This window comes from Asaia spathodeae NBRC 105894 (assembly GCF_025994195.1).
Lineage (GTDB): Bacteria > Pseudomonadota > Alphaproteobacteria > Acetobacterales > Acetobacteraceae > Asaia > Asaia siamensis.
The window spans coordinates 22,823-38,245 of sequence record NZ_BAPY01000005.1; the positions used below are offsets into that span (position 1 = coordinate 22,823).

At 61.0% G+C, this 15,423-nt stretch carries 12 protein-coding genes; 6 read left to right on the top strand and 6 right to left on the bottom strand.

What is annotated here, in order from left to right; genetic code table 11:
* Position 1 precedes the first annotated feature (1 nt).
* On the top strand, positions 2-1,054 hold the full coding sequence (locus tag AA105894_RS04685) for a TlpA disulfide reductase family protein (RefSeq protein ID WP_267310711.1): 1,053 nt from the start codon (positions 2-4) through the stop codon (positions 1,052-1,054).
* 20 nt (positions 1,055-1,074) lie between these two features.
* Here the strand turns inward: AA105894_RS04685 and AA105894_RS04690 are convergent, their stop codons facing one another.
* Together AA105894_RS04690 and AA105894_RS04695 are read right to left on the bottom strand one after the other, a co-directional pair.
* Positions 1,075-1,350 carry a hypothetical protein gene (locus AA105894_RS04690; protein WP_267310712.1) on the bottom strand — a complete coding sequence of 92 codons (276 nt, stop codon included), beginning with the start codon at positions 1,348-1,350 and terminating at the stop codon, positions 1,075-1,077.
* A 221-nt stretch (positions 1,351-1,571) separates the two neighbouring features.
* On the bottom strand, positions 1,572-2,243 hold the full coding sequence (locus AA105894_RS04695; protein ID WP_267310713.1) for a TetR/AcrR family transcriptional regulator: 672 nt from the start codon (positions 2,241-2,243) through the stop codon (positions 1,572-1,574).
* Between the two features lie 75 nt (positions 2,244-2,318).
* On the opposite strand from AA105894_RS04695, the gene AA105894_RS04700 reads away from it, so the two are divergent.
* A complete protein-coding gene (locus tag AA105894_RS04700) occupies positions 2,319-3,686 on the top strand; it encodes a cytochrome P450 (RefSeq protein ID WP_267310714.1) in 1,368 nt (455 codons plus the stop codon).
* Between the two features lie 202 nt (positions 3,687-3,888).
* Here the strand turns inward: AA105894_RS04700 and AA105894_RS04705 are convergent, their stop codons facing one another.
* From AA105894_RS04705 to AA105894_RS04715, 3 genes are all read right to left on the bottom strand, one after another.
* Positions 3,889-5,256, bottom strand: coding sequence for an ABC1 kinase family protein (locus AA105894_RS04705; RefSeq protein ID WP_267310715.1), 1,368 nt, complete (start codon positions 5,254-5,256; stop codon positions 3,889-3,891).
* Positions 5,257-5,259: 3 nt separating this feature from the next.
* A complete protein-coding gene (locus AA105894_RS04710) occupies positions 5,260-7,071 on the bottom strand; it encodes a M3 family oligoendopeptidase (RefSeq protein WP_267310716.1) in 1,812 nt (603 codons plus the stop codon).
* Between the two features lie 108 nt (positions 7,072-7,179).
* Positions 7,180-8,628, bottom strand: a complete 1,449-nt coding sequence (locus AA105894_RS04715; protein WP_267310717.1) for an AMP nucleosidase — start codon at positions 8,626-8,628, stop codon at positions 7,180-7,182.
* Between the two features lie 93 nt (positions 8,629-8,721).
* On the opposite strand from AA105894_RS04715, the gene AA105894_RS04720 reads away from it, so the two are divergent.
* The 4 genes from AA105894_RS04720 to AA105894_RS04735 all read left to right on the top strand — a co-directional run bounded on the left by AA105894_RS04720 (position 8,722) and on the right by AA105894_RS04735 (position 13,404).
* Positions 8,722-9,084, top strand: coding sequence for a DUF6525 family protein (locus AA105894_RS04720; RefSeq protein ID WP_267310718.1), 363 nt, complete (start codon positions 8,722-8,724; stop codon positions 9,082-9,084).
* 311 nt (positions 9,085-9,395) lie between these two features.
* Positions 9,396-10,850: a hypothetical protein gene (locus tag AA105894_RS04725; RefSeq protein ID WP_267310719.1), complete on the top strand. Its 1,455-nt coding sequence runs from the start codon at positions 9,396-9,398 to the stop codon at positions 10,848-10,850.
* Positions 10,847-12,007 carry an HlyD family secretion protein gene (locus AA105894_RS04730; RefSeq protein ID WP_267310720.1) on the top strand — a complete coding sequence of 387 codons (1,161 nt, stop codon included), beginning with the start codon at positions 10,847-10,849 and terminating at the stop codon, positions 12,005-12,007. The genes AA105894_RS04725 and AA105894_RS04730 overlap by 4 nt, the downstream gene beginning before the upstream one ends.
* Positions 12,004-13,404 carry an efflux transporter outer membrane subunit gene (locus AA105894_RS04735; protein WP_267310721.1) on the top strand — a complete coding sequence of 467 codons (1,401 nt, stop codon included), beginning with the start codon at positions 12,004-12,006 and terminating at the stop codon, positions 13,402-13,404. The genes AA105894_RS04730 and AA105894_RS04735 overlap by 4 nt, the downstream gene beginning before the upstream one ends.
* An 8-nt stretch (positions 13,405-13,412) precedes the next feature.
* Here the strand turns inward: AA105894_RS04735 and AA105894_RS04740 are convergent, their stop codons facing one another.
* Positions 13,413-15,356 (bottom strand): transglycosylase domain-containing protein, encoded by a 1,944-nt coding sequence (locus AA105894_RS04740; RefSeq protein ID WP_267310722.1) that lies wholly within the window; start codon positions 15,354-15,356, stop codon positions 13,413-13,415.
* Between the last annotated feature and the right edge of the window lie 67 nt (positions 15,357-15,423).

Here is a 15,423-nt window from a genome sequence, read left to right on the forward strand (position 1 = left end):
CTTGTACCGTTCTCTTTGCAGGCTCATCGCCACCGGTTCCGCAGTTTTCAGCATCTCACAGGCTCTCGCCGCTGAAGCGCCCCCGCCTCAACCAGCCCCCGACAGCCTCGCTTTCATCGCGGAAGATCCTGCTCTTTCCGCGTTGATCGGTCGGGCAGCGCCTGACTTGCGATACACCACGCTCGATAATCACACGGTCGATCTTGGGGCGCTCTACGGTCACAAGCCGATCTATCTGAAGCTCTGGGCGACCTATTGCATCCCCTGTCGCGCCCAGATGCCCGAATATGAGGCGCTTTATCGGAAATATGCCGATCGCATCGCCTTTTTGGCGGTCGATATCGGCTTTGGCGAAAAGCCGGAAAAAGTCGCCGCTTTTGTCGCGCGCGCCGGACTGACCATGCCGGTCGTGATTGATGATGGCAGATTGAGCAACTGGTTGCAGATCAAGGCAACGCCTTTGCATGTGCTGATCGATAGCACGGGTCGTGTGGCCTATGCGGGGCATCAGGACGGCCCGGCCCTTCAGGCGGCGCTCGACCGTCTCACGAGACCAGCCCCGTCAACGGGGCGTATCGCCCCCTCGGATGTGGGCCAGCAAGCCGTCTTCAGGATTGGCGAGAACGTCGCGTCTTTTGCCAAATCAAAAGCGTCAGGCCCTCTGTATTTAGCACCGGCACATCAGAAACACGCCGTGCTTTTCACGGCGCCATGGTGCGAGTCCTATCTGAAGGAACTTGAACCGCGCACGGCTCGGCATTGTGCCATGTTTCGCGCCATCGCTCAGCGCAGCGTTTCGACCCACGCTCTGCGCTGGACCGCTGTCGCGAGCCGCCTCTGGACTGAAGAAAGCGATCTCGCCCCTTTCCAGAAGCAGCTTGGCCCCGATATCAATCTCGTTCTCGACAGAAATGCCTCGGTCTTCGCACGCTTCGGCGTGCGGCAGATCCCTGCTATCGCCCTGATCGACGCAAATGGCCGCCTTCAGGACATGATCGACGCGGATGATTCGCAGGCCGAGCGCAGGCTAACGGCTTTCACAAAGGCACCCTGACCCGGTATGGCGGTCGGGACCTAATCCCGATCGCCCCAGCGCCATTTGAACCCGCCTTTCGTATGCGCGCGGCACAGGACCACGAAAAAGCCTATGGCGCATAGAGCAACAATCAGGGAACCGACCGACGCCGCAGTTCTGTAAGCTGGCGGAAGCAGGGGCACGAGAAAGCCTGGCGCTACAATGATGACGATAATCGACAGGAAGGAGACCCATCCCTGCCAGCTGATCGGCAGCCCGGCGCCGTAGCCATAGCGTTTGGGCCTGAACCAGGGATTGTTGTTTTTCTGCAGCATGTTGCGCGTTCTCCCGGCGATACTGGTCTTGCTCGCGATACCAGGCCGACGCTTCCTGAATGGCCACAAGCCCGCGCCCGACCCGGAAGCGTTCAGACTAGCATGACGATGGCCGCGCTGCTGAAGATTTCCCACCAACACATGATCGTCATTCGGTGCCAAGTGCGAGACCAGCCTTCGGCGATATCCGGATTTTCTGCCTTGCCGAACGTCGGCAGCCATCAGGCGCGCAGTCTAAAAGCCTGCGGATAGACCCGCATGGCCAGGCGCGTCAGCCAGGTGCGGTATGGGGCAACGAGCGACAAAATCTGCCCGAACCCCCATTCGAGATAACTGTCATCAGGGTCGCTCACACCCGTCTGATAGATGACGTAGCCAAGCCAATGGGTCGATACGATCATGATATTCGCAACCAGCCCCGGTATCGCCTCGTCACTTATCGAAAGGGCTCTCATGCGCTTCATATGCTCGATCAGAGCCGTGACATGGCCGCCAAGAACGTCACTCAGGGCCGTGGCATCGGCCTGAAGAGCCGGGGCGAGGCGAAAAAGGGCATTGCCGTCACGCAGCAGCGCACGATGGTGCCAGCTCAAGGCACACCAGTCGCGCAGGAGGGCAACCGCTTCCATCACGCTTCGCAACAACTCGGCACGGGAAACGCCTCTCCCCGCCTGCGGCAGCGCGTCAAAGAGCGCGCGCGCCTCTGAGTCGAACTGCACGAACATCGCTTCGATCAGCTGCGCCTTGGTCTTGAAATAATAATAGAGATTGCCCTCATTGATCGCGCATCGTGCCGCCAGCTCACGCGTGGTCAGGCGATCGAACCCCACCTCATTCGCAAACAGCCGCGCTTGCTCAAGAATTCGTGATCGAGTCGAGTCAGGTCGGGCCATTTTTCCGGTCGCATTCTAAGGTGTTCACCTTATATCGTCTAAGGTGTAAGCCTTAGATATCGGAGTCATCCCGCGATGTCAGCCCTTCTGAACAAAGTCGCCACCCTTCCAGCCCAGTTCCAGATGATGCGCGCCACGATACGCAACCCGGTCGATGCGTTGCCCAGGGCCGTGTTTCACGAGCGTCTGGTAGAGCGTCATTTGGCGCGTCAGCATATCGTCTATGTCTGCGCCCCCGATCTGGTGCGCGAAGCGCTGGTGACAAACAGCGATCGTCTCGACAAGGGAGAAGGCCTGCGCCGTGCCATCGGCCCCGGCCTTGGCGAGGGCCTGCTGACTGCCGAAGGAGCGCATTGGCGCTGGCAGAGACAGGCGCTGGCCCCCGTCTTTCGTGCAAGCGGCGTCGGGGCCTTTTTGCCTGCCATGACCAGCGCGACACGTCGCTGCGTGGAAACGCTCTCGGCAGAGGGGGGCATCGTGGCGATCGATGACGTCATGATGCGCCTGACTGGACGCATCATCGTCGAGACCATGCTCTCGGCGCCGGATGCGGTCGATGCCGATGCCATGGCCCGCAACCTTGGCGTCTTTCTGCATCAGACGCGCTGGAGCATTCTGGGCGATCTTCTGGGAACGCCGGAATGGCTTCCTCACCCTGGCAAGGCACGCGGTCTCGCCGCAGCGCAGGCCCTTCGTGAAGAAGCAATGGTTCAGATTGCCGCACGCAGGGCACTGCTCGGCAACGCCCCCGAAAAAACACCGGACGATCTTCTCGCACGGCTACTGGCAGCGAAGGACCCGGAAACGGGCCGTGCCATGCATGACAGTGAGATCGTGGACAATCTCCTGACCTTTCTCACCGCCGGCCACGAAACAACGGCTCTTGCGCTGGCCTGGACCTTCGACAGGCTGGGCAGGCACCCCGAAATCCTGCGCGAGGTGCAGGCCGAAATCGACGCTACCCTGACGGATGACGGGCCGACACTGGAACAACTCGACAGCCTCTCTCTCACCCGCAACGTGCTGCGTGAGTCGATGCGTTTGACACCACCGGCTCCCATCATCGTACGCGAAGTGACGGAGGCCTTTGCGCTTGAAGGCGTGAAGCTAGAGAAAGGTACGCGCCTTGTCGTGCCGATCTATGCCCTGCACAGGCATCGGACCCTGTGGGAGGCTCCGGAAATTTTCGATCCGTCACGCTTCGTCGCCAGTGCCGGTCAGTCTCGCCCTCACGACGATCGCTACGCCTATATGCCTTTCGGGGCTGGCCCCCGTATCTGCATCGGCGCCCGCTTTGCAGAAACAGAAGCCCTCACTGTGCTTGCCATGACGCTGAAGGCGCTCACCCTGACGCCGGAGCTCAGCGTCACCCCACCCGGCAAGATGGAAATCACCCTTCGCCCGGCAAAGCCTCTGCTCATGTCTGTCAGGAAGAGAAACTGACAGCGCGAGCACAGCGGCGCGACATCGAAGACTACTGAGGCGATCCGGCTGTTGCCGTTTTCGGCCCTACGCAACTCTGTCTTTTATCGTCAACGCGGCGGCTGTTAGCCGCGCGCGTTGACGACTTGGGACATAACGCTCGGTAAACAGAGGGTAGCCGGATCCTGCACGCAGTAATACCGCCACCCCGTTCGAAAGCGAATTACAGACCGTTCAGCGGCGGCGGGACGCGAGCGGCGGCCAGAGCGGTCTTCTGACGTTCAGCCAGAGCGACCTCATCGAAATCGGCAATCAGTTCCTGAAACAGGCGATGCCAGTTGAGCTTGGCCTTGAGGCGCAGGAAGACACTGCCGAGGCCAATCGCCGAGCGATCCACCAGCACGAATTCCCGAGAGGGTCTTACACCCCCCGTACGCTTGAGTCCCTCATAGACTTTCTCGGCAATATCACGTCCGAAATTGGGGTCGTCACTCTCCTGAATGAAACGTTCCCGATCATCCATGAGCGGACCGTAGATGAATCGCGCCCATTCATTCAGAACCGATGCGGTATCGCGTGAAATTCCCTTGAAGCCCCAGGCCTCATAGGCGGCAAACGCCATCTCCTCGTCATTATCCCGCAGGGCATTGAAGAGGTCGATGATGCCCTTGATGAAATGGGGCGGGAAAATCCGAATGGCGCCAAAATCGAGCAGGTTCAGGCCCCAGTCCGGGCGAATAGTAAAATTGCCCATATGCGGGTCGCCATGGATGATGCCGTAGCGATAGACCGGGGTATACCAGGCCTTGAAAAGGGCCGTCGCAATGGCGTTTCGCTCTTCCTGGCTGGGATTGGTGTCGAGAATTTTCTGGATGCCGCGCCCGGACACCCATTCCATGGTCAGCAATCGCCTGGTCGAAAGCGGTTCGACTGGCAGGGGCACCGTCACCTCGGGGATATGCTGGAGCATGTCGCGATAGAGCCGCATATGCGAGGCTTCGCGCTCGTAATCCAGTTCTTCGCGCAGGCGTTCCTCAAGCTCGCGCACGACTTCATCCTGCTTGATGGCAGGCAGGAATTGCTGGACCAGCCCCACGACAACGCGGAACTGACGCAGATCGGATTCCACAGCCGCGTTCATATCGGGATATTGCAGCTTGCAGGCCACTTCCTGCCCCTCTGCGGTGACAGCACGATGCACCTGCCCGAGGCTCGCTGCCGCGATAGCCTGATGGGAAAAGGAGCGGAACTGCCGCTCCCAGTTCGCGCCAAGCTCGGTCATCATGCGACGACGCACGAAGCTCCAGGCCATGGGCGGTGCGTTGGCCTGCAATTCAGCAAGCTGGTTGGCATATTCCTCCGGCAGGGCACCGGGGATAGTCGAGAGGATCTGCGCGCCCTTCATGAGTGGGCCTTTCAACCCGCCCAGCGCCGCACGAAGATCATTGGCATGGATCGCCTGATTGGATTTGAACCCGAGCTTGTTGCCGATCACGCGTGTTGCGATGCCGCCAACCGTGCTCGAGGCCCGCGCCATGCGCTTGAATTCACCGAACAGGCCAGTCTGGTCCAGATCTTTGGAGTTACTCATCGCTTATGCGCTCTTGTCCTGTTTGTCCTGAGCTTCGAGCTCATCGATGAAGCCTGAAATCACATCCAGCCCCTTGCGCCAGAAGCCCGGATCGGTGGCATCCAGCCCGAAAGGCGCCAGAAGCTCAGCATGACGCCTGGTCCCGCCCGCTTCCAGCATCGCGACATAACGATCCTGAAACGCAGCTGTTCCCCCCTGCCCCTGTGTCTCGCCCTGATAGACGCCATAAAGCGCGTTCACCAGACAATCGCCGAACGCATAGGCATAGACGTAAAAGGGCGAATGCACGAAATGTGGCACATAGGACCAGTAGGTGTCGTAATCGGGGGTGAACTCGAATGCCGGGCCAAGGCTTCGTGTCTGCACCTCGCGCCAGATTTCACCCAGTCGCTCGGGTGACAGCTCGCCCTTGCGGCGCTCGTCATGCAGCCTGACCTCGAACTGATAGAACGCAATCTGACGCACTACCGTGTTCAGCATGTCCTCTACCTTGCCTGCCAGCATGCGTCGGCGTCGTGCCGGGTCGGTCTCAGCATCGAGCAGGGCCTGAAATGTCAGCATCTCACCAAACACAGACGCGGTTTCGGCAAGGGTCAGAGGCGTTGACGACTGAAGATAGCCCTGACGCGCCGCCAGAAGCTGATGCGCGCCATGGCCCAGCTCATGCGCCAGCGTCATCACATCGCGGCTACGGCCATGGTAATTGAGCAGGACATAAGGATGCGTGTCAGGCGTTACCGGGTGAGCGAACGCCCCCGATGACTTGCCCGGCACCGGCGCCACATCGATCCAGTCATTATCCATGAACTGGCCGACAAGCGCGCCAAGGCGCGGGTCGAAGCGCGTATAGGCGTCGCGCACGATCGACTTGGCCTCTTCCCACGGAATCAGGCGATCCTCATCACCGGGGAGCGGCGCATTACGGTCCCAGTGCTGCAGCTTGTCGAGGCCGAGCCAGCCCGCCTTGAGGCTGTAATAACGATGGGCCAGACGCGCATAATCGGCATCGACAGCAGAGACCAGAGCCTCGACGACCTCATCCTCGACCATATTGGCGCGATTACGGCTCGAAGACGGGCGCGGGAAACCACGCAACCCGTCCTCGATCGCCTTGTCCTTGGCCAGTGTGTTGGTAATCAGCACGAGAAGACGCTGATTGGCCCCAAGCGCGCGACTGACTTCTTCCGCTGCGAGACGGCGCTTTTCACGATCGGGGCTGGAAAGCTGGTTGAGCGCCATACCCAGTGGGCGCGTCTCGCCATCGAGCGTGACGGTGAGAGACGCCATCGTCTCGTCGAACAGACGGTTCCAGGAGGCTCGCCCCGTGACCGATTTCTCGACCAGCACCTGCTCGACCTCGTCTGACAGCTGATAGGGACGCCACACGCGCAGATCGCGCAGGAACGGTGCCCAGCGTGCGAGTTCGGGCGTTGTCAGACGCTGCGCCAGATCGTCTTCCTCGATGCGGTTCAGCTCGAGCGTGAAGAACAGCATATGCGACGAGATGGCCGTCAGGCGCTCGGTCATGCCTTGCGAGAAACGCCCGGTCTCGGGGTCGCTGGTATGAGCAGCAAAGCTGAGCTGCGCAAAAGCCCCAAGACGCCCCATGCGCTGGTCGATGCGTTCATATTCGGCAATTGCTTCGGCCAAAGCTGCTCCGGTTGCCGTGCCCAGCTTGCCCTTCCATCTCTCGGCAAAGAGACGCGCTTCCTCATCGCATGCGGCAAGGTCGCGCTCTATCGCCGGATCGGTCAGCCCGGCATAGAGATCAGAGAGATCCCAGCGGGGCAGTGAGGCGCTGTCGGCTTGAGCCATGAAACGATGTCCTTGTCTTCTTGATTGGGCAAAGACCCTCCTGCGCCGCGAATACTCGCCGGGGCGGCAGGAGGGAAGCGCCCCTCTCTGGTAAGGGGCTGTACTGGATCAGCGGAAAGCGGGCTCGTCGAAGCCGCGCAGCTTGCGCGAATGCAGGCTGTCGACACCGCGCTCACGCAGAAGCCTCATGGTCTCTATGCCAACCATCAGATGCTGGCTGACGCGCTCGCGATAAAAGGCATTGGCCATGCCGCGCAGCTTGAGTTCCCCATGAAGCGGCTTGTCGGAAACGCAAAGCAATGTGCCGTAGGGCACGCGAAAACGAAAACCATTCGCCGCAATGGTCGCAGATTCCATATCGACGGCGATCGAACGGCTCATGTTGATCTGGGTGAAGAGGGCCCGCAGGCGCAACTCCCAGTTGCGGTTGTCGGTCGTCAGCACAGTGCCGGTGCGCAGCCGGGTCTTGATGTCGCGGTCTTCCAGACCCGTCACGCGTTGCATGGCTTCCTGCAGCGCGACTTGTACTTCCGCGATGGGCGGCACGGGAACCCAGGTTGGCAGATCGTCATCGAGCACATGATCATCACGCACATAGCCATGGGCCAGCACATAATCACCCAGTACCTGCGTGCGGCGCAGTCCGGCGCAATGGCCGACCATCAGCCAGCAATGGGGCCGCAGAACGGCCAGGTGATCGGTGATGGTTTTTGCGTTGGACGGGCCGACACCGATATTGATCAGCGTGATGCCGTCACCATCCTTGCGGCACAGATGATATGCCGGCATCTGCGGCAATGAATCGACAGGCTGCCCCTCCTGCCCATCACGCGTATAGACCGCATCACCCGGCTCGACGAAGGCGTGATATTCGCCCCCGGCATCGATCTGCGTGCGGGCAAAATCGCGAAACCCGTCGACATAGCGCTGGTAATTGGTCAGCAGGATGAAACGCTGAAAATGACGCGGCGCCGTGCCGGTATAATGATGCAGTCTCGCGAGCGAATAATCCGTGCGCTCGGCGGTAAAGAGTGCAAGGGCACGAGGCGCGGCCGGGTCGGGAATGATCTCGCAATTGGCGATACTGTCATCTGTCGCGTGCAGATCAGGCAGGGCGTAATTGTCCTGCAGCAATTTCAGATCGGCCTCGGTCAGACCGGTCACTGCATCTTCCATCACATAAGGCAGCGGCATGGGGCGTCTGGACAGACCCACATGCACAGGCTGCCGATAGCACTCGATCAGATTCTCGATCTGTGCGCGCCAGTAGCTGCGAAACAGCGACGGCCGGGTAAGCGTCGTGCCATAGAAACCCGGTTCGAGCAGCACGCCGAAGCGCGGCTTGACGTCATGAGGAATAGACCCGCGCTGAAGCGGAAACGCGAGATAGGGATAGAACGATTCAGCGGGCTGACGGGACGCAAAGGCATCACGCAGACGCTTCACCCCTTCTTCGTAAAGGGCCTCGATACGATCGAGCGCAGCTTCAGCGTCATGAAACGGCATGAAGCCCGATCCTACCTGATCGAATAACCTGTCCTGTCCTGCTGCGCTCATCCTGCACCTCCGGGTGTCACCGTCTTGCGACAGGCTAGCCTGTTGTTCAGGTCAGTGATAGACGTCGATATAGTTATGTTATAACATAACTATATGCTGCACTCTGCCTCACGAAATTCTCCTGCTTCCATCACCAATGACGTCACCTGCCGCAAGGCGCTGTGGCGCCGCTATGAGGGTGACCCCTGGGCTGCTTTCGACGCCTTGCCGGTTTCGATACGCCGTCGTCTGGCCGAACATGTCTATGACGCCTGGTCGGTCAATGCGCTTATTCTCTGGCGACATTACAAGAAGGTGCATGGCGCGACGCCACGCGCCGAGCGCGCCATGATACGCTATCTTGATTATTGCGAGCGCCTCGAGCAGGAGGCCTTCACCGAACGTCACGGCGCCCTTGCCCATCTTGATGCCGGGGCAACGCCCATGCGCTATGGCGCCCTGCCCGCCGCCGAGTGAAAACCAGGACTCACCGGTCATCACTCATTTGTCACACCCTGATTCCAGTACTCTCTGCCATACTGAGCAGAAGCCATGCATTACATACTTGTAAATATTTTCTCCTTCGACGGATTTCGTTCCAAAACCACGCAGAACGCATGGCATAGAATGCCTCGAGATACTGTGAGAAATTCAGAACATTTAGGCGTTTTCCTCTGACTACTGGAAGTTCAACTTCCGGCATGGAGCGGCCACCACTCCTTGGTGCGCCCTATATCGCTCATCATCCAATGTGGCGACGGGTTTTGTATGCGCTGATGGGCATCTTCATGCCCATCGCAGCCTCGACCCAGAACTCTCTGTTCTCCGGCAATCTGAGCAATGCCGCTGGTGAGGCCGGGCTCAGCACGGCAGAGGCCACCTGGCTGGTCGCAGGTTTTGTAGCCGCCGCCGCCTTCGCCAATCTCGTGGTGATCAAGGGGCGTCAGCAATATGGAATCATGTTTTTCCTTACCAGCCTGCTGGGTGTGAATATCGCCACAGGCCTCCTGCTGATCTTCTTCCCTTGTTTTACAACACTCATGATCAACCGCGTCAGCAACGGTCTCATGGTCTCGACCAATGTCGCAGCGGGCGTTTACTATCTCATTCAGGCCCTGCCGAAGTCGCGCCGGGTGGAAGCCATCGCCATTGCCATCGCCAGCCTGCAACTGGCCAACCCGATCGCAGCGCTCGTTCCGGTAGACCTGCTGACCGGCTCCGGCAATTTCGGCTTTGCCTGCATCGCCACGGCGCTGGGCGCCCTGCAGCTCGCCCTCGTCCTGCTGTTGCCTCTCCCCACCACGAACATGGGAAAAGTCTTCGAGCCCATGGACTGGTTGTCTGGTGTGCTCCTGCTGGGAGTGTCGATCTGCCTGGCTGCCGTACTCACGCTCGGTCGCACGATGTGGTGGACAGATACCCCCTGGATCGGCTGGCTTCTGGTCGGGCTGGTCGTTTCCGGCGCGTGCGCCCTGTGCGTAGAGTTCTGTCGCACGCGCCCGCTGCTACAGATCAACTGGCTCAGCACAGGAACCATTCTGCGCTTCGGGCTTGTCGCCATCATGGAACGCCTGCTGCTTTCAGAGCAGAGCACGGGTGTGATCGGCCTGTTCTCCCACGCCGGGCTGATCAATGACCAGTATCACACGCTCTATCTCTTCGTGATCATGGGGATGATTGCGGGCATTACGGCCATGGCTTTCTCCCTTTCCCCACGGCTCATTCCCGTACAATGCATTGTCGCCCTGCTGGCGATCGCCCTGGCTTCCTGGCTCGATTCAGGCAGTAACGGCCTGACACGACCGAGCGATGTCTATGTCTCGCAGACCCTGCTTGGCTTCGGCACGACGCTCTTTGTCGGCCCTGCCCTGCTCTATGGCATCATCCTGGTCCTGAGATCGGATACGAGCCACTTCATCTCGACCATCTATGTCTTCGCCATCACGCAGAGTATCGGCAGCGCCACGGGCGCAGCACTTCTGGGCAGTATGCAATATTACTACCAGAACTACGCGATGGTCGGGTTCTCGTCGCGCATGGCCGACACGGCCTCGCTTTCCCTCGCCGCAGCCCATCAGGGCCTGTCCTCGATAGCGCAGACACTGTCCGATCAGTCCGCCGTCATGGGCTATCTCAATGTCTTCGGCTTTGTCAGCGTTCTTGCTCTCTGCGCGGTGGCACTGATCGCGCTCGTGATGCTCTGCAAACACCTTCTAGAGATTTCGGCAAAACACCCGTCATGACCCAAACGCCCAACGCCCCTGCCGACGCGCATGATACCCGCACAGCCCCGTCTGCCTCTCCGGCGCCGGTCTGGCATCCGCCCAGGCGCACTCTTCTCGTGCTTGCAATCGTCTCGTTTCTGGCCGTCATCGCCATTGCCTGCATTCTGGCCGCTTTCGACCTTGCGCCCTTCGGCGAGCAGGGGGTGCGCACTGATGACGCCTATATGCAGGGCCATGTGATGATCGTGTCCCCGCAGGTACCCGGCTATATAGAGGGGGTATTCGTCACCGATTATGCCACCGTGCATAAGGGACAGCTTCTCGTGCAGATCGATGAAAGCACCTACAAGGCACGCGTGGCGCAGACGCAGGCCGATCTGGGCAGCAAGCAGGCTGCGTTGATCAACAACAGGCAGAATCAGGCCTCTGCCCGCGCGCGGCTCGACCAGCGACAGGCGGCGCTCATGACTGCGCGCGCCCATCTGACACGCAGCAGCGCCGATCATCGTCGGCAGGCCGCGCTTGTTGGCGATCAGAGCGTCTCACAGAAGGAATATGATGCCGGGCTCGATAGCTGGCGTTCGGACGAAGCCTCGCTGCGGCAGGCCCTGGCCGATGTGCGCGCCGCAGAAGCAGACGTGAAAGCGGCCGATATCCAGGAGCAGGTCCTGAGTGCGGATGTGCGTCAGGCAGAAGCCAGCCTGCTCTCGGCACAGATCGATCTCAACCGCACCCATATCCATGCAGAAAGCGACGGAGTGATCGGCCGCACCGGTGGCACCCATATCGGCGCCTATGTCGGTGCAGGCACGGCGCTTTTCTCGCTCGTTCCCAACGAACGCTGGGTGGTAGCCGAATACAAGGAGGCCCAGACGGGCAATATTCGGGTTGGTCAGGCTGCGTCCTTCACGGTCGATGGCCTCAACGGACAGAAATTCACCGGCCGTGTCTTTCGTATCGCGCCCGCCACAGGTTCCGAATTTGCCGTGGTCAAGCCCGATAATGCGACTGGCAACTTCGTGAAAATCCCTCAGCGTATCGGTATCTATATCGCCATAGATCCCAACCAGCCCAATGCCGAGCGCCTCGCGCCGGGCATGTCGGTCGAGAGCTATGTCGCGACGCCAGCCGATACCGGCCACGACCATAAACACTCCGGGGAAGCAACACCGTGAGCGCCCGTTATCGTGCCTCGCTCATGGCAGGGCTGGCAGTGCTGCCGCTGTTTCTGAGCGCCTGCCAGAAAGGCGATTTCATCATGCCCCGGGGCTCTGCGGTGACAGCCCCCGCAACATGGCGGCAAGGCAATGCGGCCCAGCCCGGGACGACGCTCGACCCGCAATGGTGGAGCCAGTTCGGCGATCCGGTTCTGGTGGCACTCGTTTCCCGCGCGCTTGAAAACAACCCTGACCTCGCCCTTGCTGCAGAGCGCGTGCTCCAGTCGCGCGGGCAGATGCGGCTCGCCCTCAGTGCCCAGTTGCCGCATATCGATGGACAGGGGCTTGGTGTTGGCAACGGCCATCTGATCGGACAGAATTTCAGCCAGTACATTCTGGGTGGCACACTGACCTTCGATTTCGATCTGTTCGGCAAGCTGCGCGAACAGACGCGGTCGGCACGGGTGCAGACCCTGTCGAGCGAGGCCGACCGCGAGACAGTCAGGCTCGCTCTGATCAGCGACACGGTGCGGGCCTATGTCTCGCTTCAGGCGTCACGCAGCGCGCTCGCCATTCTCGAACGCAATCTGGCCGTAAGACAGGCCGAACAGACCCGAGTGACCCATCAGCTCAGGGCGGGGTATGAAAAAACCAGTTCCCTTGATCAGGCCGACGCGCTGGTCAGCGATGCGGAAGCACAGATTGCGTCGACACGGTTGCAGATTGCCCAGCAGGAAGACGCTCTGGGCGTGCTGCTCGGTGACATGCCTGGAGACCAGATCGCCACCCTTACAGCGGGACTCCCTCTCGAAGCCCTGCGCCTGCCGCCTGTCATCGCTCCGGTCCCTGCCCGGCTCTTGTCAAACCGGCCCGATCTCATTTCTGCTGCCGACCAGATTGTCGCGGCAGATCACAGTCTCAAATCGGCGCGTGCGGCCTTCCTGCCCGATATCGTGATCAATCCCGGTATCGGCACAGCCGGTGGGGGTGGACCGATTTCCGGAACGATCTGGGCCCTGGGCGGCAGTCTGCTTGCGCCGATCTTCGAGGGTGGCGCCCTGCGTGCCAGGGAAAGCATTGCTGTTTCGCAGCGCAATCAGGCCGCCTGGACCTATCGCAAGACCGCCGTGCAGGCTTTTCGTGAGGTGCAGGATGCGCTTTCCGGAACCACGCTTCTCGCAGCGCAGGAAGTCAGTCTCAAGCGCAGCCTGAGCAGCAGGCAGCACACGCTTGAGGATGCGCGTAAGGAACTGAGCACAGGCTATGTCAATTATTTCGACGTCGCCAATGCAGAAAGCGCGGCCCTTTCTGCTGAACTGCTGACGGTGCAGATCAGGGCCTCACGCCTGGCCGAACTCGCTACACTCTATCAGGCGGTCGGAGGCGGCTACACGGCACCAGCCAGCAAGCCGTAAGCCCTCGCCTACTGAACACGAATATCCACGCTGCTCCCGGCGCCGGTCGCGTCAACAAGAGCGATATGAGCAAAGCCGGGGCCGTCAGGTGTCCATGAAGGCGTAATCCCTATGGGCGTATCAAGCGGCACACCATTGACCAGCCAGCGATAGGGCTCGACACCACCGCTCGCAACCAGGCCAAGCGGCGTGACATGACCATCTTCGGCAAAGCACTCCACCCTGCCGCCATTGACCGGCTGCACGATCTGGGGGCCGTGCTTTTCGCCAAGTTTCTGCAAGGCGGGAGAAAGCGTTGCCTGAACCGGCATCGTATCGGTTGGCAGGGTGCCGCTTTCAGGCAGGATATCGAAAACATGCATCATCAGGGGGGCACTCGTACCGAGCCCTGTGATACCGGGCACTGCCGTGCCATCGGGGCGCCCGCCCCAGACAACGACAGTCCAGTCACCACGCAGCCCCGCTGCCCAGGCATCGCGCTGGCCATAGGAGGTGCCGGTCTTGAAAGCCACCCTGTCTTCACCTGTGACCACCCGGCCTTTGGGCAAGGGAGCGCCGCCCAGAATCGACAGGATCTGTCGGCTCGCCCTCGCGCCGATCAGACGCGCGCCGGGTGCGGGCTCGACAGGCCAGTCGAGACTGAGCGGGCGCGAGACGCCCTGATTGGCAAAAGCAACATAGAGCCTGCCCAGATCGAGCGGGGTAATGCCGACACCACCCAGTGCCAGAGCCAGGCTCGGCGAGGTATTGGGCGGTAGTTTGAGCCCGATACCCGCAGCATCGAGCGTACCGGCAAAATAGCCCGCCCCGATCATATCCAGTGCCCGCACGGCTGGCAGGTTATAGGAGCGCTGCAAAGCCGTACGCACGGTCGTGGTGCCGTGGAAGATACGGTCGTAATTGCGTGGCGCGTAGCCACCGAAATGGCTGGCACGGTCCTGAATGATCGTATCGGGCGCCAGCAGACCGAGCTGGAAGGCCATGCCGTAAATGGCGGGTTTGAGCGCCGAACCGGGCGAGCGCCAGGCGGTGATCATGTCGGCAGCACAGCCCGAGCAGTCATTGCCCGCATTGCCCTGCCAGGCAGCGATGCTGCCATCGCGGCGCGCGACCAGCACTGCCCAGGTTCCGCCAGCTGGTGGGGGCGTGTCACGCAGAATACCCGCGATACTGCCCTGGAGCCGCCGGTCGATAGAGGTCTGAAAAACGCCGCGCACGCCCTTGCGCCACTGCCAGAGGAGGGGTCCGGGCGCTTCATGAACGGCATGACCGATATGCAGCGTATAGGGCATTGCCCCACGACGCACCCACCCTTCGGCGGGCTGTGTTGCAAGAAGACGCGCCACCGCTGCCCGCGCAGCCTGCGGATGCCTGTCGGGGCGCAGGCTTTCGGGGTGACGCGCCATCACGATCAGAAGGGCCGATTCCTCCGAGCCCAGATGCAGCGGTTCGTGCCCGAACCACAACAGGGAGGCCGCCCGGATTCCCTCGATGTTACGGCTTTCGGGCGCGAGGGTGAGATAGAGATCGAGCACACCACGCCGGCCATAGCGCCACTCAAGCTGCACACCGCGTAGCATGTCGAAGATCTTGCCGCGCAGGCTGTGCCTGTGCGGGGTGAGCAGACGCGCCGTCTGCATGGCCAGTGTCGACCCGCCAGAAACGATATGGCCACGCGTGACCAGCTGGAAGCTCGCCCGCAGAAGCGATAGCGGATCGACCCCCGGATGAACCCAGAACCGACGATCCTCAACCTGAAGCAGCAGCGCCAGATAGCGCGGGTCGACCGCCTCGCGCTTTGTGGCGAACCGCCAGGCGCCATCCGGGCTGACGCGCCCGTCAAGCACCTCGCCGCGCATGTCCTGCATCAACAGGGCCTGTTTTTCGGCCCGGCTCATATCCGGCGGCAGAAGCCGGTCAGCGGCCAGAAGACCGCCAGCGAGACACAACACTGCCAGAGAGGCGCCTGCCAGTCCGCGTCGCAGAAATCTTCTGCGCCTCGAGCCGGCTCGCTGGTCG

Bases quoted from the DNA above. Each gene is read 5' to 3' on its own strand.
- AA105894_RS04690 (WP_267310712.1), bottom strand. From the start codon at position 1,350: ATGCTGCAGAAAAACAACAATCCCTGGTTCAGGCCCAAACGCTATGGC.
- AA105894_RS04695 (WP_267310713.1), bottom strand. From the start codon at position 2,243: ATGGCCCGACCTGACTCGACTCGATCACGAATTCTTGAGCAAGCGCGG.
- AA105894_RS04700 (WP_267310714.1), top strand. From the start codon at position 2,319: ATGTCAGCCCTTCTGAACAAAGTCGCCACCCTTCCAGCCCAGTTCCAG.
- AA105894_RS04705 (WP_267310715.1), bottom strand. From the start codon at position 5,256: ATGAGTAACTCCAAAGATCTGGACCAGACTGGCCTGTTCGGTGAATTC.
- AA105894_RS04710 (WP_267310716.1), bottom strand. From the start codon at position 7,071: ATGGCTCAAGCCGACAGCGCCTCACTGCCCCGCTGGGATCTCTCTGAT.
- AA105894_RS04715 (WP_267310717.1), bottom strand. From the start codon at position 8,628: ATGAGCGCAGCAGGACAGGACAGGTTATTCGATCAGGTAGGATCGGGC.
- AA105894_RS04720 (WP_267310718.1), top strand. From the start codon at position 8,722: ATGCTGCACTCTGCCTCACGAAATTCTCCTGCTTCCATCACCAATGAC.
- AA105894_RS04725 (WP_267310719.1), top strand. From the start codon at position 9,396: ATGCCCATCGCAGCCTCGACCCAGAACTCTCTGTTCTCCGGCAATCTG.
- AA105894_RS04730 (WP_267310720.1), top strand. From the start codon at position 10,847: ATGACCCAAACGCCCAACGCCCCTGCCGACGCGCATGATACCCGCACA.